General features: G+C 60.3%; 19 protein-coding genes. 7 read left to right on the top strand and 12 right to left on the bottom strand.

Annotation, left to right across the window (positions count from 1 at the left end):
• Positions 1 to 23 precede the first annotated feature (23 nt).
• Positions 24 to 974 carry a GlxA family transcriptional regulator gene (locus tag NH234_RS11580; protein ID WP_367256567.1) on the bottom strand — a complete coding sequence of 317 codons (951 nt, stop codon included), beginning with the start codon at positions 972 to 974 and terminating at the stop codon, positions 24 to 26.
• A 210-nt stretch (positions 975 to 1,184) separates the two neighbouring features.
• On the opposite strand from NH234_RS11580, the gene NH234_RS11575 reads away from it, so the two are divergent.
• Positions 1,185 to 1,907, top strand: a complete 723-nt coding sequence (locus NH234_RS11575; RefSeq protein WP_085732525.1) for a pirin family protein — start codon at positions 1,185 to 1,187, stop codon at positions 1,905 to 1,907.
• Positions 1,908 to 1,957: 50 nt separating this feature from the next.
• Here the strand turns inward: NH234_RS11575 and NH234_RS11570 are convergent, their stop codons facing one another.
• Entirely contained in the window at positions 1,958 to 2,719 is a 762-nt protein-coding gene (locus tag NH234_RS11570) for a hypothetical protein (RefSeq protein WP_367256565.1), read from the bottom strand.
• Positions 2,720 to 3,047: 328 nt separating this feature from the next.
• On the bottom strand, positions 3,048 to 3,923 hold the full coding sequence (locus tag NH234_RS11565; RefSeq protein ID WP_085732524.1) for a LysR family transcriptional regulator: 876 nt from the start codon (positions 3,921 to 3,923) through the stop codon (positions 3,048 to 3,050).
• A gap of 112 nt (positions 3,924 to 4,035) precedes the next feature.
• Between NH234_RS11565 and NH234_RS11560 the strand changes: the two genes are divergently transcribed.
• From NH234_RS11560 to NH234_RS11545, 4 genes are all read left to right on the top strand, one after another.
• Positions 4,036 to 5,256, top strand: coding sequence for a YbfB/YjiJ family MFS transporter (locus NH234_RS11560; RefSeq protein WP_367256562.1), 1,221 nt, complete (start codon positions 4,036 to 4,038; stop codon positions 5,254 to 5,256).
• A gap of 64 nt (positions 5,257 to 5,320) precedes the next feature.
• On the top strand, positions 5,321 to 6,319 hold the full coding sequence (locus NH234_RS11555) for an NAD(P)H-quinone oxidoreductase (protein WP_367256560.1): 999 nt from the start codon (positions 5,321 to 5,323) through the stop codon (positions 6,317 to 6,319).
• Between the two features lie 112 nt (positions 6,320 to 6,431).
• On the top strand, positions 6,432 to 7,376 hold the full coding sequence (locus NH234_RS11550; protein ID WP_085732521.1) for an alpha/beta fold hydrolase: 945 nt from the start codon (positions 6,432 to 6,434) through the stop codon (positions 7,374 to 7,376).
• Positions 7,377 to 7,534: 158 nt separating this feature from the next.
• On the top strand, positions 7,535 to 7,948 hold the full coding sequence (locus tag NH234_RS11545) for a VOC family protein (protein ID WP_085732520.1): 414 nt from the start codon (positions 7,535 to 7,537) through the stop codon (positions 7,946 to 7,948).
• Between the two features lie 57 nt (positions 7,949 to 8,005).
• On the opposite strand, the gene NH234_RS11540 is transcribed toward NH234_RS11545, so the two are convergent.
• The 5 genes from NH234_RS11540 to NH234_RS11520 form a co-directional block, all read right to left on the bottom strand.
• On the bottom strand, positions 8,006 to 8,335 hold the full coding sequence (locus NH234_RS11540; RefSeq protein WP_007956060.1) for a hypothetical protein: 330 nt from the start codon (positions 8,333 to 8,335) through the stop codon (positions 8,006 to 8,008).
• A 74-nt stretch (positions 8,336 to 8,409) separates the two neighbouring features.
• Entirely contained in the window at positions 8,410 to 9,441 is a 1,032-nt protein-coding gene (gene rtcA / locus NH234_RS11535) for an RNA 3'-terminal phosphate cyclase (RefSeq protein WP_367256558.1), read from the bottom strand.
• 8 nt (positions 9,442 to 9,449) lie between these two features.
• Positions 9,450 to 10,238, bottom strand: a complete 789-nt coding sequence (locus NH234_RS11530; protein ID WP_367256557.1) for a nucleotidyltransferase domain-containing protein — start codon at positions 10,236 to 10,238, stop codon at positions 9,450 to 9,452.
• 39 nt (positions 10,239 to 10,277) lie between these two features.
• Positions 10,278 to 11,504: an RtcB family protein gene (locus NH234_RS11525; RefSeq protein WP_367256555.1), complete on the bottom strand. Its 1,227-nt coding sequence runs from the start codon at positions 11,502 to 11,504 to the stop codon at positions 10,278 to 10,280.
• Between the two features lie 238 nt (positions 11,505 to 11,742).
• A complete protein-coding gene (locus tag NH234_RS11520) occupies positions 11,743 to 13,290 on the bottom strand; it encodes an RNA-binding protein (protein WP_367256553.1) in 1,548 nt (515 codons plus the stop codon).
• A gap of 205 nt (positions 13,291 to 13,495) precedes the next feature.
• Here NH234_RS11520 and rtcR point away from each other — a divergent pair, with 205 nt between their 5' ends.
• Both rtcR and NH234_RS11510 read left to right on the top strand, forming a co-directional pair.
• On the top strand, positions 13,496 to 15,097 hold the full coding sequence (gene rtcR, locus NH234_RS11515) for an RNA repair transcriptional activator RtcR (RefSeq protein ID WP_367256551.1): 1,602 nt from the start codon (positions 13,496 to 13,498) through the stop codon (positions 15,095 to 15,097).
• Positions 15,098 to 15,228: 131 nt separating this feature from the next.
• Complete coding sequence (locus NH234_RS11510; protein WP_085732516.1) at positions 15,229 to 15,486, top strand: hypothetical protein; 258 nt, start codon at positions 15,229 to 15,231, stop codon at positions 15,484 to 15,486.
• A gap of 93 nt (positions 15,487 to 15,579) precedes the next feature.
• On the opposite strand, the gene NH234_RS11505 is transcribed toward NH234_RS11510, so the two are convergent.
• The 4 genes from NH234_RS11505 to NH234_RS11490 form a co-directional block, all read right to left on the bottom strand.
• Positions 15,580 to 16,602, bottom strand: coding sequence for an ABC transporter permease (locus NH234_RS11505; protein ID WP_007956055.1), 1,023 nt, complete (start codon positions 16,600 to 16,602; stop codon positions 15,580 to 15,582).
• A 57-nt stretch (positions 16,603 to 16,659) separates the two neighbouring features.
• A complete protein-coding gene (locus tag NH234_RS11500; protein WP_367256549.1) occupies positions 16,660 to 18,225 on the bottom strand; it encodes a sugar ABC transporter ATP-binding protein in 1,566 nt (521 codons plus the stop codon).
• 70 nt (positions 18,226 to 18,295) lie between these two features.
• On the bottom strand, positions 18,296 to 19,222 hold the full coding sequence (locus tag NH234_RS11495; protein WP_085732515.1) for a sugar ABC transporter substrate-binding protein: 927 nt from the start codon (positions 19,220 to 19,222) through the stop codon (positions 18,296 to 18,298).
• A gap of 160 nt (positions 19,223 to 19,382) precedes the next feature.
• Entirely contained in the window at positions 19,383 to 20,432 is a 1,050-nt protein-coding gene (locus NH234_RS11490) for a Gfo/Idh/MocA family oxidoreductase (protein WP_367256547.1), read from the bottom strand.
• Between the last annotated feature and the right edge of the window lie 49 nt (positions 20,433 to 20,481).

Raw genomic sequence — 20,481 nt, 5'->3', positions numbered from 1 at the left:
TGCGTTTGACGGACAGAACCGCTCTAGCTGAACTGTTCGCGATATTGCGTGGGGGTCAGCCCGAGCTTTTCGCCGAACAGAAAACGCATGTGCCGCACGCTGCCGAAACCGCTTTTATAGGCAACGGTCTTCAACGGCAGATCGCTGGTTTCCAGCAGATTGCGCGCGCAATCGATGCGCGCACTTTGCAGGAATTCCATGGGTGTCATGTTGACCTCGCGGGCGAACACCCGAGCGAAGTGTCGTGCACTCATGTTCGCAAGACTTGCCATGCGCTCGACGGTGAAAGCTTCCTCCAGATTTTCCAGCACATGGTTCTGCACCCGGGTAATCGGTGTTTCCTGGGGCGCCACTGCTGCCATCAACGGGCTGAACTGCGCTTGCCCACCCTGGCGCTTCATCACCACCAGCAACACCTTGGCCACGTCCTGGGCAATCTTTTTGCCATGATCGCGAGCGACCACCGCCAACGCCATATCGATGCCGGCCGTGACGCCCCCGGACGTGATCAGATTGCGATCCTCGACAAAAATCTGGTCAGTTGCGACGTTTGCCATTGGAAAGCCCTTGATCAGGCGTTCGGTGTAATTCCAGTGGGTGGTTACACGGTAGCCGTCGAGCAAACCGGCGTGTCCAAGCACGAAGGCGCCGGTACAGATCGAGCCATATTGCCCGGCACGCGTGACCGCGTCCTGCAGCCAGGCGAGCAACGGCGGGTGTTTTTCGTTGTAGGCGCCGGGGCCACCCGGCACCAGCAACAAGTCATAGCACTCATCGGCTTCGTCGATGTGCCGATCGGCGTGCACGAGGACGCCATTGGACGCACGCAACGGCCCACGCTCGGTGCCCAGGGTCGTCAGGTGATAGTGGGCTTGCGGTTTCAGGTAACGGTTGGCAACTGAAAAGACCTCCAGCGGCCCGGCCATGTCGAGCAGCAGAAACTCCGGGAACAGCACCATTGCCACGGTCTTCATGGGAGTATCACCAAAATCCATGCAAAATCATAAGTCTGCGCATTATGGCCAGATACGGTGGAACCGTTGGAAAGAATACGTGATCCAGTGCACACAACTGTCAACTCAAAAGGGACAGTATTTCAATTTTTATCTACTTATTGCATCACAGGGTTACCAGTAACCTTCTCCTCACTCGGACGAATCAACGTCCTGAAAGGAGATTTCATCATGCTGACCCTTCGTAAAGCTTCCGACCGCGGTCTGGCCAATCATGGCTGGTTGAAGTCGTTCCACACCTTTTCCTTCGCCAGCTATCGTGACCCGCGTGAACAGGGTTTCTCCGACCTGCTGGTGATCAACGATGACCGCGTCGCCGCCGGCAAGGGCTTCGGCCAACACCCCCACCGAGACATGGAGATTTTCTCCTATGTGCTCGAAGGCGCCCTGGAACACAAGGACACCCTCGGCACCGGCTCGGTGATTCGCCCCGGCGATGTGCAACTGATGAGCGCCGGCAGCGGCGTGGCCCACAGCGAGTTCAACCATTCGGCGACCAAACCTGTGCACTTCCTGCAGATCTGGATCGTACCAGACGTCAGCGGCGCGAAACCGCGTTACCAGCAAGAGCACTTCAGCGAGCAGAAAAAACGCGGTCGTCTGCAACTGATCATCTCGCCCGAAGGCAACCACGGCTCGCTGAAAGTGCGCCAGGATGCACGGGTGTATGCCGGGCTGTTCGATGGCGAGGAAAGTGCCACCCTCAAGCTGCCTGCCAACCGCTTCGCCTACGTACACGTTGCTCGCGGCAGCGTTGAACTGAACGGCGTGCAGTTGAAGGAAGGCGACGGCGTACGGGTTCGTGAAGAGCAGGCACTGACCCTGAGCAATGGCCATGATGCCGAAGTCCTGGTGTTTGATCTGCGCCCGCAGGAACTGCCGGAAATGCCATGATTCGGTGGTTTCATCGCTCGAAAAAAACGGCCTTTGTTGAAGGCCGTTTTTCATTCTGCCGGCAATGTCATCATCGCTGCCGGCGCAGAGCTTCCAGCCTCTTTCACCGACTGAACCATTGCCAGAGTGGTCTGCATCGTGACGAGTACGTTTGCCTGATTCGCGTAGTAAGAACCCGCGAGTATGGCAACCATCCCGAGAAAATGTACGGCCGTTGCCGCCCAGTAATTCGCCTTGATCGTCGAGACCTGCCTGACGGCTTCGTCAATTCGCTCCAGAGACCTGTCAATGCGAGCCGAAACGATCGCGTAACGCTGGTCGCGCTCAAGGTGAGCCTTTTCCTGCTCCAGTCTGACTTTTTCGTAGGCTTTCTCTCGCTCGACCCGAGCGGTTTCCCGCTCCTGTCGGGCTGTCTCCAAGACCTTTTCATACCCCAGTTGAGCCTTCAAGCGCTCCTGCCGCAGGTTTTCCATATTCTGCTCATGCGCCAGCTGAATTTTATTCTCAGCCTGCTCCCGTTCAAGGCGCACCTTCTCCTGAGCCTCCTCCCGCTCAACGCGCGACTTCTCCTGAGCCTCCTCCCGCTCAACGCGCGACTTCTCCTGAGACTTCTCCCACGTCTGCCGTGAAGCCTCCTGCTCTCGTTTCTGCTCCAGCCGCGCGCCCTCCTGAGATCGCTCCCAACCGAATCGGGCCTCCTCCATGGAGCGTTTTTGCTCCAGTCGGGCCTGCCCCTGACTTTTCTCGAGCTCCAGCCGTGCCTGATCCCGCTCGGCCTGCTGGGTCAGAAAGCCATCGATCTTGGCGGACATGGACTCGATCCGTGCATCGATTCTTGTCTCGATGACTTCGATCCTGGCGCTGAATTCGTCTCGTGTTATGTAGTTCATAGACTCACTACTATCCGTTTTCCCGGCCATGTCGCTTGCTTGAAATTGGCTGAATTCCCTTGCAATCAATTCCGCACCCCTGACGTTTATCAATACTTCCCTGGATTGATCACCTCGGAGCGTTTCACCTGCTCACTCCGGGTGCGAGAAACGATAGGGCCCGGCCAAAAAACTCACAAGCCAGCGGATTCTGGCGCTGTTGTAGGCAAGATCGTCAGCTGATGTAGCCGTCCTACACAGCCTCAATGAACTACTCATTCTCCAGCGCGAACGCCTCGACAATGTGTTCGATCACAGCCCTGACCCGCGCGGTATGGCGCAAATCCGCGTGGGTCACCAGCCACACGTCATAAGGCTCTGGCCGTGTACGCTCCGGCCACAGCCTGACCAGACCATCGCGCTCGCCCATATAGACCGGGATTTCTCCTGCACCCAGCCCGGCGGCAATCGAGCGTCGTACCAGCAAGCTGGAGCTCAGACCGGCGACGATCCGCCCGCGAGTCACGGGCTCGTTCACCAAAGTCAGGTCCTTGTTGCCTTGCAGATAAGGCTGGTACACCACCAGATCATGGCCCTCGAACGCACTGCCAGGCACCGGCACACCATGGCTGTCGACATAGGCCTGCGAGGCGAACAAACCCACCGGCCAACGCGCGATGCGCCGGGCGATCAGGTCTGGGTTGTCCGGACGGGTGTTGCGCACGGCGATGTCTGCTTCGCGCTTGGCCAGGCTGAGGATCTGCGTAGAGGCGTCCAGGTGTACGCGCACGTCCGGATGCCGTTCGTGCAACTGCGCAATGGCCGGGATCAGGAAATCGATGGCCAGCGAATCGGTGGTGCTGACCCGCACGCTGCCGGTCAGGCGATCGTCCAGGCCCTGGATACGCCGCTCCAGCTCCAGCGCCGAATGCTCCATTTTTTCCACCGACTTGAACGCAGCTTCACCGACTGCCGTCAGCGCATAGCCCTCGGAGGTGCGCAGGAACAAGGTCGCGCCCAACGACTTTTCCAAAGCCGTGATGCGTCGCCCGACCGTCGCCTGATCCACGCCCAGCACCCGTGCGGCGCCGCGCAATGTCGACTCGCGGCAGACCGCAAGAAAGACCCTTGCATCATCCCAGTTCATAACGTTCCCCATTGATGCATAAACGCATCACAACAACGCAAACTCGCTGCATTAACGCAGCAACGATAGCCGATATGCTGGGCGCCATAAACCTTTCCACAGGACCGCCGTCATGCGCACTTCAACTGCTTCGCCCGAACGTCCGGACACGAGTGTCTGGCTGGCGATCTTCGCCGGACTCTGCGCCAGCCTGGTCAGCATCGGTCTGGCGCGTTTCGCCTACACGCCGCTGATCCCTTCGCTGATTCAGGCGCAATGGTTTTCCGCCCATGATGTGGTCTACCTCGGCGCGGCCAACCTGGTCGGTTACCTGATCGGCGCCCTCCTCGGCCGACCGCTGGCACGCCGGGTCACTCAGAGAAACGCCTTGCGCCTGATGATGCTGGCGGTGACCGCGGCGTTTTTTGCCTGTGCGTACCCGGTGTCGGTGAGCTGGTATTTCGGCTGGCGCCTGCTGTCCGGCATCGCGGGCGGCGCGATCATGGTGCTGGTGGCCGCGACTGTATTGCCCCATGTACCCGCCGCGCGCAAGGGCCTGGCCAGTGGTGCGATTTTCCTCGGCATCGGTCTGGGCATCGCCGGCTCCGGCACGATCGTCCCCATGCTGTTGAGTCTGGGCCTGCAAGCGACCTGGCTGGGACTGGGCGCGCTGTCGCTGGCACTGACGGTATTGAGCTGGTTCGGCTGGCCTTCGGAGCTGCCTCATGCAATTACCACAACGGCTCAGGTGGATCCGGCAGAACCCACACCGCCTGCGGTGTATCTGTTGTTTGCCCAGTACGCGTTCATGGCCGCCGGGCTGGTGCCGGCCATGGTTTTCCTGGTGGATTACGTCGCCCGAGGGCTGGGCGCCGGGGCGCACGTCGGCGCGCTGGTCTGGGTCATGTACGGTCTGGGTGCCATCGTCGGTCCGGTGAGCTATGGTTTTCTCGCCGATCATCTAGGTGCGCGGACCGGCATTCGTCTGGTGCTTGTGATACAGGCGATCACCCTTGGCTTGCTGGCCGTTTCGCATTCGTTCCTGGCGCTGGCACTGCTGGCGGTTGTGCTCGGTTCGTTTCCGCCGGGCATTGTCCCGCTGGCGTTGGCCCGGGTGCATGAACTGGTACCGGATCATCATCGCCAACAGGTGGCGTGGAGCCGCGCCACGGTGTCGTTCGCCACGTTTCAGGCGCTGGCCGGCTTCGCCTACTCGGCGCTGTTCAACGCCACAGGTGGACAGCATGTGCTGCTCTTCGTGATTGCCGGCGGTGCCATCGTGATCGCGCTGATACTTGAGCACGTCATGAAACTGCTGCCCTCCTCCATCGAACAACGCCGCTGCGCCCATTGACGGGAATCATTAGGCCCTGACTGCGCTCCCATCTACTGATCACTTGTTTCAAGAGGAATCGAAAATGACATTGCCCACTGAAATGACCCGCATCGAAATCACCGAACCGGGCGGGCCCGAAGTTCTGCAATCCCGACGCGTGCCGCTGCCGATTGCTTCAGAAGGCGAAATACTGATCCGCGTGCACGCCGCCGGCATCAATCGCCCCGACGCTCTGCAACGCGCCGGCAAGTACCCGATGAAGCCCGGCATGAACCCGATTCCGGGCCTTGAAGTGGCCGGCGAGGTCGTGGCGATTGGCAGCGGTGTCAGCAGATTTGCGGTGGGTGACCGGGTCTGCGCGCTGACCAATGGCGGAGGATATGCCGAGTACTGCACAGTCCCGGCCGGCCAGGCCCTGCCAATCCCCGATGGGCTGGACTGGATTCAGGCAGCGGCCATTCCGGAAACCTTTTTCACGGTATGGGCCAATCTGTTCGGCCTCGGCGGCGCCAGCCGTGGTCAGCGCGCCCTGATCCACGGCGGCACCAGCGGCATTGGCACCACCGCATTGATGCTGTGCCGCGAGTTTGGCATCGAAGCCTTCGCCACCGCCGGCAGCGCCGACAAATGCGCAGCGATCCGCAATCTGGGCGGCGAAGCGATCAACTACCGGGAACAGGATTTCGCGACTGTCATCGCCGAGAAAACCGCTGGCCAGGGCGTGAATGTGATTCTCGACATCATGGGCGGCTCGTACCTCAACGGGAACATCAGCGCCTTGGGGATGGATGGGCGGTTGGTGATGCTTGGTTTCCTCGGTGGCGCGCGAGCCAATGACATCGATCTGCTGGCGATCCTCGGCAAGCGTGCGGTGGTCACCGGTTCCCTCCTGCGTGCCCGGACCTCTGCGGAAAAGGCAGCCATCGCCGATCAATTGCGCGAACACGTCTGGCCAGTGCTGGCTGCCGGGCGCTGCCTGCCGATCGTCGACCAGATCTACCCGCTCGCCGAAGCGGCCAAAGCCCATGCGCGCATGGAAGCGGGCGACCACATCGGCAAGATCGTGCTGACGGTCAACTGAGTCGTTGCAGCATTTTGTAATCGTTGCAGGCGTGCGGTGGTCGAAAATGTCACGCGCGGGTCAAGGCATCTGGTAAAAAGCGTTCTTTGTCCACGCCGTGGTGAAACGTTTAATGTTCCTTGCCTTCATGACCCGACTTCGACGCCGCCGTCTGGCGTTCGCCTGCATGGCTGCCCTGATTATCGGCGTGCCGGCGAGTTGTGCTGTGCTGGAACACACCGAACGCAAACTCTTGTTTCGCATCGAACCGGGCACCGCCGGCTGGTATCACGGATTGCCCGGCAGCGTGCAGGAACTCGACCTGCAACCGAAAAGCTTCAAGGCCGGGCAAAACATTCACGCCTGGTGGTGGCCGGCGGAACGCGCCGATGCGCCGGCCATCCTTTATCTGCACGGCGTACGCTGGAATCTGACCGGGCAACTGTTTCGTATCGAGCAACTGCGCGCGGCGGGTTATTCGGTACTGGCCATCGACTATCGCGGCTTCGGCCAGAGTCATGGCGACCTGCCGTCGGAGAGCACGGTGTATGAGGATGCGCGAGTGGCCTGGGAACGCTTCCAGCTGTTGCAACCCGACCCGAACAAACGCCTGATCTACGGGCATTCATTGGGTGGCGCAGTCGCCATCGATCTGGCTGCCGAACTCGGTCGCGATGCCGCCAGCCATCACACCCCATTGCCGGTGCGCGGACTGGTTATCGAATCCACGTTTACCTCCTTGGCGGATGTGGCGGCAGCCGTGGCCAACACTTCCCTTCCAGTCCGTTGGTTGCTGTCGCAGAAATTCGACTCCATCGACAAGATCGCCGAGATCCACATGCCGTTGCTGGTGGTGCACGGTCTGGCTGACGCATTTGTGCCGTCACGCTTCAGCGAGCAACTGTTCGCCGCCGCCCGGCAACCGAAACGCCTGTTGCTGGTGCCCGGTGCTACGCACAACAACAGCATGGCGCTGGGCGGACAGAACTATCGCAAGGCGATTGATGCGCTGATGCAAACCCGACCTGCCGCCCGGGTGGCGGGCGCTGCGGTGCAGAAGAACCCGCGCGACTCCTGACGCCCTTCCAACAGACCATCGGTCACCTTGAACAGAAATTCTTGCAGCATCGGCTGGCAATCCGGCGTTCTAACGCTTTGCTGGATGGAGTCAATCCATGATGCTGCTTCGGCACACCCGGCCGCGCAGCGTTCCACTGCCTATTCGGGAGCACCACCATGAAAATCAACCCGTACCTGATCTTCAACGGCGACTGCCGCGCTGCCTTCACGTTTTACGAGCAATGCCTGCAAGGCAAGCTCGAAGCGATGATGACCTTCGGCGAAACCCCAGCCGCCGAACATGTACCCAAAGAGCATCACAACCTGATCATCCACACCTGCCTGAAAGTCGGCGATCAGATGCTCATGGCCTCGGACACCACTCCCGACCGCCCGACCCAAGGCATGAGCGGTTGCTCGATTTCCCTGAATGTCGACACCATCGCCGAGGCAGAACGGGTGTTCAACGCCCTGGCCAAGGATGGTCGCGTCGACATGCCGCTGGAAGCCACCTTCTGGGCCGCGCGCTTCGGCATGCTGGTGGATCGTTTTGGCGTGTCGTGGATGGTCAATTGCGAAAGTGACAAATGATGCTGCCACTGCTCCGGACATGAAAAAGCCCGACCTCTTCAGGTCGGGCTTTTTCGTTCATCGTTGGGCCAGTTCGTGCCGAACGCACTGTTCGTAATAGGTTTGCTTGACGGCCGCCGGCTTGAGTCGCGACGCGCTGTCGTAAGTCTGCTCGGTAATACCCATGGCGGTCATGCGCATCCACGGTTGCTGGAACTTGCGCGCCTGCAAGCGCTTGCGCGCGCCATACAGGGAAATGCCTGACAGCTTCGACTGTTGCGCACCGGCGGCGATGTCCGAACCCCAGGTACACGCAAAACGATGGCTCTTGCTCAGCTCCCTGGCTTGGGCCTCCAACGCGAACAGAGCGAGGGAAAGCGTTGCTACGGTGATGACAATCGTCCGCATATGGCCCACCTAACCTTTTGAAAAAAGGCGAGTTTGCCGGGACTTGAAACGTTCGGGGGCCAGCAATTTGCCGCCTATTGCTCCCGGGTGCGGATTTCCACCTTCAACCGCTCTGTGCCTTCTTCCCGGCACTGGACGACGACGGGGACAAAACGCTGGATTACCGAAATATTGCTGTGCAAATGCTCGGTCATCCTGGGCGTGGTAAACGATCCACCCCCGGCCAGCACCATCGGCAACAACAGTTGATCGGCCATATGCTCTGCCACCGCTGCACCGCTGTGCAACCAATCGGCCGCCTGATCGATCGCGGCGTCCGCCACTTTCTCCGAACGCAGTGAGGCTTGACCGAAAGCGCTGAAGATCTCCGTGACGTGTTCAAACGCATATTCCAGCAGCAACACATTGCCCGGGCCACATGCGGGATCAAGGGTGACGGCGTTCAATTCTGCTGACGCCATTTTCAATCGCAGGGCCACCCTGTCGAGCTCGCGCACACCGACGCTCGGTGCCAGTCCGGCCGTTAGCGCAAACGCCTGTTGCGAGAGCGGCAAGCCGCGCTCACACAGGTGCAGTGCTGACAGTTTCGATGGTTGCACCCTGACGTCAATTTCACCGCCGCCCGCCGGTACGAACCCGTGGCGCAGCAACGTCAGTTCAACCTCCGCGCCCATCCGTCGCAGCAGCGGCAACCAGCTGCGGCTGAGAAAATCGGTCGGTGGCGCCAGCGGATTATGCGTGCCGCCGCTGATCCGCACACGGCTGGCTTGCGGCGCCAGCAACAAAGCGGGCAGCAAGGTCTGTAACACCAGTGTGCAACTGCCGGCGGTTCCAATGGCAAAGCGATAATCGCCGCCACGAATCGGCCCCGGCTCGAAGCTCAATGTCTGCGAGCCCAGCTCAGCCCCCTGGATCTTTGCACCGCAGACTTGAGCCGCCGCCATCACGGCGGTCAGGTGCTGGCGTAACAGTCCCGGACGACTGCGTCTGGCCCGAATCCGCTCAATGCGAAACGCCTGGCCCGTCACCATCGACAGACTCAGCGCACTGCGCAACACCTGGCCACCACCGATGGCGCCGTCCAGTTCAATAACGTCCTGTTTCATTTTTTTCCTTATGCGTACAAACCAACGGTTTCCCGCAGATATCGATCGAGCTGCCGCGAATCTTCCCGGGTTCTTGGCAATGCTGGCACCGCACGCTCGAGTTCCGCTTCGATGAACGCATGCAACGCCGGACGACGAGGACCGTAAGCGCTCTCGTCGGCATTGCGTTTGAGCGCGAGCAGTTCGTCGACTTCATCGAGCAATGCACGATCATCGACCGTACTCAGCAGATCGCTGAACGTCATCGGCGGCCGACCCCGCCCCTGATCGATCCAGCGCACCGCCAGCAGCGGCCGCAGTACGTAGAAATACTTCTTGAACCGCACGCTTTCACCCTGCAGATAACCACGGAAGTTCTTCTTCGCCATCGACAGATAATGATTGCGCGCGGCCGGCGGGCTGTAGAACGTCTCGGCCAGCGCCCGCAGTTGCGCAACCGCTGCGGTCTCGCTGCGATAAACCAGCGGGGAGTCGAGCCACTCCAGCAAGGTCGGGTTGGATTTGCGCAACAGCCCGAGGGTCTTGCGCAGCTCCCAGCCACTGACATCCAGCTCGTCATCCAGCGGTCGCTCGATCACATCACTTGGCGCATCGACCTGGACGAACCACTCAGGTTTCTCCACATAAACGAAGCGCACATCGTAATCACTGTCCGGCGAGGCAAAACCCCAGGCCCGGCTGCCTGATTCGCAGGCATACAGCACCGTGACATTGCGTTCGCGTTCTATGCGCGCCAGTTCTTCCAACACCCGAGCGCGCATGGCGCTGCATAGCGGGTGTCGTTCTTCAAATTTCATGTCCTTTAATCCTTTTTCCGGCGCGCCTTGCGGCACGCGTTATCCCTTGACGCACACCACCTGACGCAGGGTGTGCAGCACTTCAACCAGCTCACGCTGGGCGTGCATGACTTTGTCGATGTCCTTGTAGGCCATCGGAATTTCATCGATCACCTCAGCATCCTTGCGGCATTCAACGTGCGCAGTGGCGCGGATCTGGTCTTCGACGGTGAAGGTGTTTTTGGCCTTGGTACGGCTCATGGTCCGACCGGCACCGTGGCTGCAGGAGCAAAACGATTCTTCGTTGCCCAGACCCCGCACGATAAAACTCTTGGCGCCCATCGAACCGGGGATGATCCCCAACTCGCCCTTCTTCGCTGACACCGCGCCTTTGCGGGTAACCAGAATGTCCTCGCCGAAATGCCGTTCTTTCTGCACGTAGTTGTGGTGGCAGTTCACCGCCTCCAGCGCGACTTCGAACGGCTTGCGGATAATCTGCCGCGTGGCCTGAATCACCGCTTGCATCATCAGCGCCCGGTTCTGCTTGGCGAAATCCTGGGCCCAGCCCACGGCTTCTACGTAATCATCAAAGTGTCGGCTGCCTTCTTCGAAGTACGCCAGGTCACGATCCGGCAGGTTAGCGATGTGCTGACGCATATCCGCTTGGGCCATCTGAATGAACAGGTTGCCGATGGCGTTGCCGACACCGCGCGAGCCGCTGTGCAACATGAACCAGACCCGGTTGGCCTCATCCAGGCACACTTCAATGAAGTGGTTACCGCTGCCCAGTGTTCCGAGATGCCCGCGGTTGTTGGTGTTGGCCAGTTTCGGGTACTTGTCGGTGATCGCCTTGAACCGTGGACTCAGCGCCGCCCAGGCCTGATCGGCCTGTTGCGGAATCTCGTCCCAGGCGCCTTTGTCCCGGCGCGACCGGGTCGAACTGCGGCCATGAGGCACCGCTTGCTCGATGGCACTGCGCAGGCCATGCAGGTTGTCCGGCAGATCGGCCGCAGTCAGCGAGGTTCGCGCGGCAATCATGCCGCAACCGATGTCCACCCCGACCGCTGCCGGGATGACCGCGCCGACCGTGGGAATCACGCTGCCGATGGTCGAGCCCTTGCCCAGATGAACGTCCGGCATGACCGCCAGATGCTTGAAGATGAAGGGCATCTTCGCCGTGTTCATCAACTGCTCGCGCGCTTCGTTTTCCACCGGGACGCCTTCGGTCCAGAGCTTGATCGGTTTGCCGTTGGCGACTTCCAGCAATTGGTAAGTGTGTTCTTTCATCATCTCGATTCTTCAGGTAGTTCCACCGGCATTCGCCGGCAGATTCAAAAAAGGTGGCACGACAAAAGTTGATGACTGTTGCGCGTTGCCGCGCACCGGGGTTAGCCGGCCTCAGATGTACAGCCATCGGCATTCGTGCCGTCACGCACACTGACAAGGGTTTGGTGAGACGTCTTGGATGTAGTCCCACCGGCATTCAGTGCCCGTGACAAATCAATTCATTGGGTGGCTCATCGCGTCATCCCATGCTTTCAATCGCTTCGACCCAGTGCTGCGGTCCGTACCGGCCGGCGGTGAACTGCTCGATCACATCGAACACCGCGTCACTGAAACCGCCGACATTCAGGATGTCATCACGATCCGCCGCTGGTGTTGCCCAACCCGGTTGCAGGTCAATGCAGACCAGGCGTGCCTGCGGGTTGATCCGCTTTATCCGCTCCCATTGCAGCATCGTCTCGCTGGCGCCCTGGCGTCGCGCATCAATCCAGGATTCGTTGTCCGACACCATGATCAGCGTATCGACCCTGGCCTTGCTGTCCGCCAGTTTCTTCAACGGCGCCGAACAGCAGGTTCCGCCGCCGAAAATGCCCGCAAGTTTTTCGGCATTGCTGATCACACTGTCGCGCGGGTTGAGGGTGATATCCACCACCTTCCATTCGAACGGCATCACCCGTGCCGTCGGCTGTTTACGCAACACCGCCGCCGTAATCAGCGCCGCCACATCGATGCAGCGCACCGCGGTGGTCGCGCCCTGACGATAACCGGTCAGCGGGCTGCCCATCGAGCCGGAAACATCCGGGCAAACCACCACTGCACCCTGAAGGTTCGGCACATTGGTCAACGACAGCTCCAGCGCATCCTGCAAAGCCTCGCGAATCAGCGCCGGCACGTCATCGCCGACCATCCGGTACGCCGCCAGCAACTGGTACGGATACACCCGCGCCCTGGCCACTGCTTCGGGATCCGCCAACCGCGCGGCCACGTATTCGGCGCACCCCGGCACTTCAAAAGCGCCGTGGCGCGCCAGCGTATTGAGGTTGATGCGCAGCCCCTGCCAGCCCATGTTCCGCGCCTGAACCGCCCATTGCTCCTTGCTCAATGTTTCGTTACCGAGCAATTGAAAAGGCACTTCAGGCACTTGATCACTCGCGCCACTGCGAAAGACCAGCAAATCGCGAGTGAGGGCGGGCAACGCCTGTACATCCACCGGTTTGCCGATCAGCCAGGCGAAAAACGCTTCGCGCCAGGCCTCGGACGGTTTTGGGTGAACCATCTTCACCACATCCGCCAGCGAAGGCTGATTGCCGATCGATGCCTGCAACAGCTGTCGTTCGGTTGCGCTGTTCAGCCAGTTCTGCACCAGACGCTTGGGTTGAGAACCCAGGGAGCGGCGACCGGTGGCGCCACTGCGCAGGATCTGCACGAAATTGCGCAGCATCTTGCCGCTGTCCACGACTTGCCCGAACACCTCCGGCACCAAAGCCGAACGCTGAGCCGTCAGCGCCGCCAGCAACAAGGCCGGCATGTCTTTCATATGGCCTTTCTGGCGAGCGTAAAGAGCAGCATTCGCCACGTAGCGGCTGTCCAGCTCCGCCACCAGCTTCAACACCTGATCAAACTGACTTTGAGCAGATGCGTAAAAAGTCGAATTCAGGCAACCGGTGACGGCCAGTTGGGCCAGTTGATGCTTGGGCGTGTAGGCATAAGCCGCAGCTCCGGAAGCATTCAAGGTGTCGCAGGCCGGCAGGCTTTTCGATTGCGTGTTGAAGAGGTTGAAGTTGGCCATCGTGGCATCTCGCTGTGTTGTCCTGTTCGTTGCGACAGGTATTGCAGCCGCTGTGCCAGTTTTTGAAAACGTTCGTGAGTTATTTTTATCTATTTGATTTTTAAAGGTTTTACTTCAATAGCGAGTACTCCTGAATTTTCGTCACGACAAATAACGCCCTCGAACACTATCATTGGATATCGTCATTTATCTTTCAGGATAATCAATGTCCAGCAAGCGCACCGTCGCCATCGGTTTCATCGGCGCCACTCTTGATCGCGTCGGCAAAGGCGCCAACCGCTGGAACCATTGGCGCCCGAGCGTGGGCCTGTGTCAGCAACCGGATGTCTTGATCCATCGACTGGAACTGATACACGGCACGGATGCCCGGGACGCGAGCCTGGCCGAACGCATTCGCGAGGATATCCGTCAGGTGTCACCGGACACAGAAGTGCGCCTGCACCCGATGGCGCTGCGCAACCCCTGGGATTTCGAAGAGGTCTACGGCGCCCTCCACGACTTCACCTCCGAATACACCTTCGATACCGAGCGTGAGGACTATCTGGTGCACATCACCACGGGGACCCACGTCGCGCAGATCTGCTGGTTCCTGCTGACCGAGGCGCGCTACCTGCCGGCACGCCTGATCCAGACCTCCCCCGCCCGCCGCAAGAGCGAAGAAGAGCCGGCCACCGGTACCCACGCCCTGATCGACCTGGATCTGTCGCGCTACGACCGGATTGCCTCACGCTTCACCCACAAACGTCTGGAAGGCCTGGAATTTCTCAAGTCCGGCATCGCCACCCGCAACACCGCGTTCAACCGTTCCATCGAGCAGATCGAACGCGTGGCTGTGCGATCCAAAGCGCCGATGCTACTGGTCGGCCCGACCGGCGCCGGCAAGTCCTTTCTCGCCCGACGCATCTACGAGCTCAAACGCAGTCGCCATCAAATGCAGGGGCGTTTCGTTGAAGTCAACTGCGCCACCCTGCGTGGCGACGGTGCAATGTCCGCGCTGTTCGGCCACGTCAAAGGTGCCTTTACCGGCGCGCAAAATGCCCGCGACGGCCTGCTGCGAGCGGCTGACGGCGGCATGTTGTTTCTCGACGAGATCGGCGAACTCGGGGCGGACGAACAAGCCATGCTGCTCAAGGCCATCGAAGAGAAGCGCTTCTTTCCGCTGGGCTCGGACAAGGAGGTCGACAGCGACTTCCTGATCATCGCCGGCACTCACCGCGACCTGCGCAGTCGCGTCGCTGAAGGTCTGTTCCGGGAAGATCTCTACGCTCGGATCAACCTCTGGACGTTCGACCTGCCAGGCCTGGCAGGCCGCCGCGAAGACATCGAACCCAACATCGATTTCGAGCTTGAACGCCACGCGCGCGAACACGGCCAAATGGTGCGCTTCAACCTTGAAGCCCGACGGCGCTATCTGGGGTTCGCCAGCTCACGGGAAGCTGCGTGGCTGGGTAACTTCCGTGAACTTTCGGCATCGATCACGCGCATGGCGACACTGGCCGACAGCGGGCGAATCGATGAAGCGCAGGTCGAGGAGGAAATTGATCGGCTGCGGTATGCCTGGGGGCTGGCGCAACCGGGCGGTGTTGCGGATGACCTGCCGGGCGATGCCAAGACGCAGGATCTGTTTGATCGATTGCAATTGAAGGCGGTGCTGGAGGTTTGCAGACAGGCAGACAGTCTGTCGGATGCCGGCAGGCGACTCTTCGGCGTCTCGCGACAGGCGAAGGCGCAGCCCAACGATGCCGACCGTTTGAGGAAATACCTCGCACGGTTCGGCATTGACTGGAGCCAGCTGCGCGAGCAGTGAAGCGTCCGTGAACGAATGGATGCCGTCGGGGCTAATGCCGGTGACTCCCGAGTTCCCGCCCGTCAGTTGACCGGCACTTTCCCCCGCGTCAGATCTTCCAACATTTATTCACCTGATGCGGAAGCCCGACGATGAACAGAACCATTGCAGCCCTCATGCTTGGAAGCCTTTTATCCGCCACCGCACCGCTTGCGATGGCGGGAAGCACCGTCCCGCCTACCGGTATTCCCGGGGTCAACCAGGGAGGCACCGAGTCCAAGGAAGAAAAGGCCGACAAAAAGGGTGAAGAGGCCTCGGGCTCGAACTCCGGTGCAGAGGCCCATGAAACCGAGAAGGATGCGCAAACGTCCAGCGGCTCAAAGGATGGGATGAAAGAAAAGAAACCCTGAACGACTTAGCCACCTCAGCAGTTTTCACAGGCATAAAAAAGCCGATCTCTCGATCGGCTTTAATCCCGCCTTGGCAGGCCAGGACGATTAATTTCAGCGCTTGAGCTTGCGTTTGTTGCGGTACTGGTCGATCACTACCGCGACCACGATAATCAGCCCCTTGATGATGTCCTGGATGTACGCATCAACCCCGACGAACGTGAACCCGCTGGCCATCACCCCCAAAATCAGTGCGCCAATCACCGTGCCGGTGATGCGCCCTACCCCGCCCGCCAGACTGGTACCACCGATAACGGCAGCGGCAATCGCGTCCAGCTCATAGGACATGCCCATCCCGGCCTGCCCGGTGGCGGCGCGGGCCGAAGCCACTACGCCTGCCAGCCCCGCCAGCAATCCGGCGATGCTGTAGACGATGACCAGATGGCGTTTGACGTTGATGCCTGAAGTGCGCGCCGCCTGCATGTTGCCGCCGATGGCGTAGGTGTATTTGCCGTACTTGGTGTAGCGCAGCGCGATGTGGAAGATCACCGCCACCACCAGAAAAATGATCACCGGCATCGCGCCGTGGCCGATGGCCGTATAGGAGTCCGAGAGCATGCTCACCGGCTGGCCTTCGGTGTAGTAACGCGCCAGGCCGCGAGCCGAAACCATCATGCCCAGTGTGGCAATGAACGGCGGAATCCCGGTGATGGCGATGATGCTGCCGTTGATCGCCCCCGCCAGCAGCCCGACACCGAGCCCGGCAATCACGGGAATCCAGACCGGCAAATCGGTCAGTGACGGGAACACCGCCCGGGCGAAATCCGAGGTCTGCGCCAGACTGGCCGCAATCATCGCAGACAAGGCGAGGACCGAGCCCGACGACAGGTCGATTCCGGTGGTGATGATCACCTGGGTCACGCCAATCGCCAGCAGGCCGATGATCGACACTTGCAGGATCATCAGCACCAGCCGCTGGGAGTTCATCAGGAAGCTCTGGTCGCGCACGATCCAGCCGAACAGTTCGAACACCAGGCCAATGCCGATCAGCACCAGGAAAATGCTCAGTTCCGTCGGAAAGCGCCGGCGACTCTTGACCGGTGCCGTGGCCGGTTTGTTTTCCAGTATCGCGTTCATAACCACTCACCTTTCTATCGCATCATCGACGGCGGCCTCGGCCACCAGCGGTATCCATTAATGAACCGAGGACAGGCCCGAAGCCAGTTGCATCACCCGCTCCTGAGTCGCCTCGCTGCGGTCGAGGGTGCCCATCAGGTCGCCCTCGTGCATGACCATCACCCGGTCACTCATGCCGAGCACTTCCGGCAGCTCCGAAGAAATCATGATCACCGCCATGCCTTCGCTGGCGAGGTAAGCGATGAGCCGGTAAATCTCGGCCTTGGCGCCGACATCGATGCCGCGGGTCGGCTCGTCGAGAATCAGGATTCGCGGATTGGTCATCAGCCAGCGGGCAAGTAAGGCTTTCTGCTGATTGCCACCTGACAGGGTGTCGATGCACTGCTCCAGCGACGGAGTTTTCACCCGCAGCTTCTTGCACATGTCTTCGCACAAGGCGCGCAAGGCTTTTTGCTGGATGAACCCGTGGCCGGCGTAGTGCGGCAGGACGGCCATTTCCATGTTTTCCAGCACCGAGAGGCACGGGAACAGGCCGCTGAGCTTGCGGTCCTCGGTCAACAGCGCGAAGCCCTTCTCGATCGCCATGTGCGGATCGCTGATGCGCACTACCTCGCCATCGAGACGGATCTCGCCACCGTCGCTGGGCGTGATGCCGAAGATCGCTTCGGCCACGTTGGTCCGGCCGGAGCCCATCAACCCGGCGATGCCGAGGATTTCCCCGGCGTGCAGGTCGAAGGAAACGCCCTTGAAAATGCCATCGAGCTTGAGGTCGCGCACCGACAGCAGCAGATCGCCGATCGGCTTTTCACGCACCGGAAAAAGCTGGCTCAACTCGCGACCGACCATCATCGAGATCAGGCTGTCGCTGTCCATCGAATCGGCCCGCTGCAGGCCGATGTAGGCGCCGTCGCGGAACACCGCCACTTCATCGGCGATCGCGAACACTTCGTTCATTTTGTGGGTGATGTAGATGATGCCTTTGCCCTGGCTTTTCAGGTCGGCAATGATCGAGAACAGGTGGGCGACTTCCTTGTCGGTGATGGCCGACGTCGGTTCGTCCATGATCAGGATGTCGGAGTCGTAGGACACGGCTTTGGCGATCTCGACCATCTGCCGCTCGGCAATACTCAGGTTGCCGACCAGTTCTTCAGGATCGAGATTGATCCGCAGGCGCTCCAGCAGTTTCGCCGTGCAGCGGTGCATCTCCCGGTGGTCGATCATGTGAAAGCCGTTGAGTTGCTCGCGGCCGATCCAGATGTTTTCGGCGATGCTCATGTGCGGCATCAGGTTGAGTTCCTGGTGGATCATCGCGATCCCGGCCTGAAGCGCTGCCAGCGGCGTTTCGAATATCACGGGCTTGCCCCGCAGGCGCAGTTCGCCGGCGTCTGGCTGGTAAATGCCGGCAATGATTTTCATCAGGGTGGATTTGCCCGCGCCATTTTCGCCCATCAGCGCCAGCACGGAACCGGGGCGTACCCGCAGTTGCACATCGGACAACGCCACCACACCGGGGAATCCCTTACTGACGTTGAGGATCTCCAGCAGGTACGGCTCTTCGACAGGTATTGCAGTGGGCGGGCTCCCCGTCACAGGGGTGCTCGAAGCAGTCGCTGAAGCGAACATGATCAGGTACTCCATCAGCAAGGCAGCGATCGCCACCTTGCGGGCTTATTGTTGTTATTGAACGGACGGACTATTTGAACTGGTCAACGTTTTGCGGCGTGATCAGGCGGAACGGCACCCAGACCGCCGGCTCGACCGGCTCGTTCTTCGCCATTCTCACCGCCGTATCGATGGAGCCGTCGGCCTGCCCCTTGGCATCCTGGAACACGGAAGCGGCCAGCGAGCCCTTCTTCACGGCGTTCAAGCCATCCGGCGTACCGTCGACACCCGCAATCAAGACGCTGCCTTTGGCGACGCCGGCCTGTTGCAGGGCCATGGCGGCACCGATCGCCATTTCGTCGTTGTTGGAGACGACCGCGTCGAACTTACGGCCCTGGGTCAGCCAGTCGTTGACCAGCGTCATGCCCTTATCCCGCAGCCAGACGCCGCTCTGCTCCTGCTCGACCTTGATGTCCGGATATTTGGCCAGCACCTCCTTGACGCCCTTGGTGCGGTTGGTGGTGGAGTTGTTCGCCAGATCACCCAGCAGAATCACAATGTCGCCCTTGCCGCCCATCTTGTCGGCCAGATACTGCATCTGCATCTCGCCGGCCTCCAGGTCGTTGGACGCAACAGTTACTACGCCTTTGGGCAGGTTCAAGTCATCGGGGCGGCGGTTGACGTAGACCAGCGGAATGCCGGCCTTCACCGCCGCTTCAGTAATCTTTTTGGTGGCGGCGGTATCCACCGGATTGACCACGATGGCGTCGACCTTCTGGCTGATGAAGCTTTCGACCTGGCTCAGTTGCTTGACCACGTCGCTGCGGGCGTCTTCGAACTGCAGCTTGACGCCGTCGGGATAGGACTTGGCTTTCTTGTCCATGGATTCGCGCAGGTAGGTCAGCCAGGTGTCATCGAACTGGGACATGCTGACGCCGATCTTCATATCGGCCAGCACAGCGCCGCTGGCGAACATCAGGGACAAGGCCAGTGAGGCAAAACGGGTCTTGGTCTTCATGAAAAGTCTTTCTCCACATTCTTGTTGGTTTTATGGATGAGGCATGACGATTTCAGTAAGCGGACAAGCAGTCGAGGCGTTGGAACGTGTCGCGAGACAGTGAATCTGGAATCGACTTTATTGGAAAATATTTTCCATATCAACCTGTTTTAGAATTTTATTATGATTTCATTCCATGGCTTGCAAACTCACTCAGTTCCACCACCTGACGGCGCTTGAAACTCAGTCGCGCAGCGTCTAGCACGCGGGTTGTCGCCAGTGCATCACGGGCATCCACGGGCAGGCCCCCCCCGTTTTGCAGCGCGATTTGTAGCTGCAAATAGAACTGACTCCAGCAGCCACGTTCGGAAGGAACCCGTTCGCGCTCTTCTCCGTGTTCTAACCAGCCCCAACGTCGATGTTCCTCGACGCCCCAGCGCTCGCCTTCGGTTTTCGGCGAGAGCCCGGCCAGCGCTTGGGCCTCCTGCCCGTCCAGCCCCTCGACGCTGTAACAACCCAGCGTACCGCTCACCCGAAAGCGCGGGCCGGGGCTGTTTTGCAGGCAACTGCCACCCAGATGCGAGGTCACGCCGTTGGCGTGGGTCAGGGACATGAAGAAGCCGTGATCGCATGCCTGGTCTTTTTCCAGGTAGTCCAGTTCGGCGTAGACCCGCGTCACCGGGCCGAACAGTAACAGCGCCTGATCGACCAGATGACTGCCCAGATCGCGCAGGAAACCACCGCCGCTGCCGTTGTGAACCGATGACGGCGAGTAACGCTCGATCCGCGACTCGAACCGGCTGACCTGGCCCAATGCGCCGGATTCGATGAGTTTGCGTACGGTTAGAAAGTCCGAGTCCCAGCGCCGGTTCTGATAGACGCTGAGCGGTACATTCTGGCGCTCGGCCATGGTGATCAGGGTTTGCGCCTGCTGCCAGTCGGCGGCGAACGGCTTGTCGCTGACCACCGCCACGCCGTGTTCGATGCCGTCGAGCACCAGTGCCGGCCGCCCCTTGAGGGGCGTCGATACCACCAGCACATCGATCCCGGCTTCCACCAATTGGCCGATGCTGTCGAAGGCCGGCACCCCCGGATGCTCCGCCGCCAGCAACTGTCGGCGCTCCGCTGAACGGGTGACCACGCCGACGAACGTCGCCGCCGGCAGACTGCTGATCAGCGGAGCATGAAAAAACCGGCCGCCATGGCCGTAACCGACAAGTCCGATGCGCATGTCTGAACTCCTTCTTATTGTTATGTCACCGCGTTTCGGGAAAACCGCG

The sequence above is a fragment of the Pseudomonas sp. stari2 genome, from assembly GCF_040760005.1.
Classification (GTDB): domain Bacteria; phylum Pseudomonadota; class Gammaproteobacteria; order Pseudomonadales; family Pseudomonadaceae; genus Aquipseudomonas.
The sequence above is the reverse complement of the archived record's forward strand: the minus strand, read 5'-3'. Positions and strand labels throughout refer to the sequence as shown.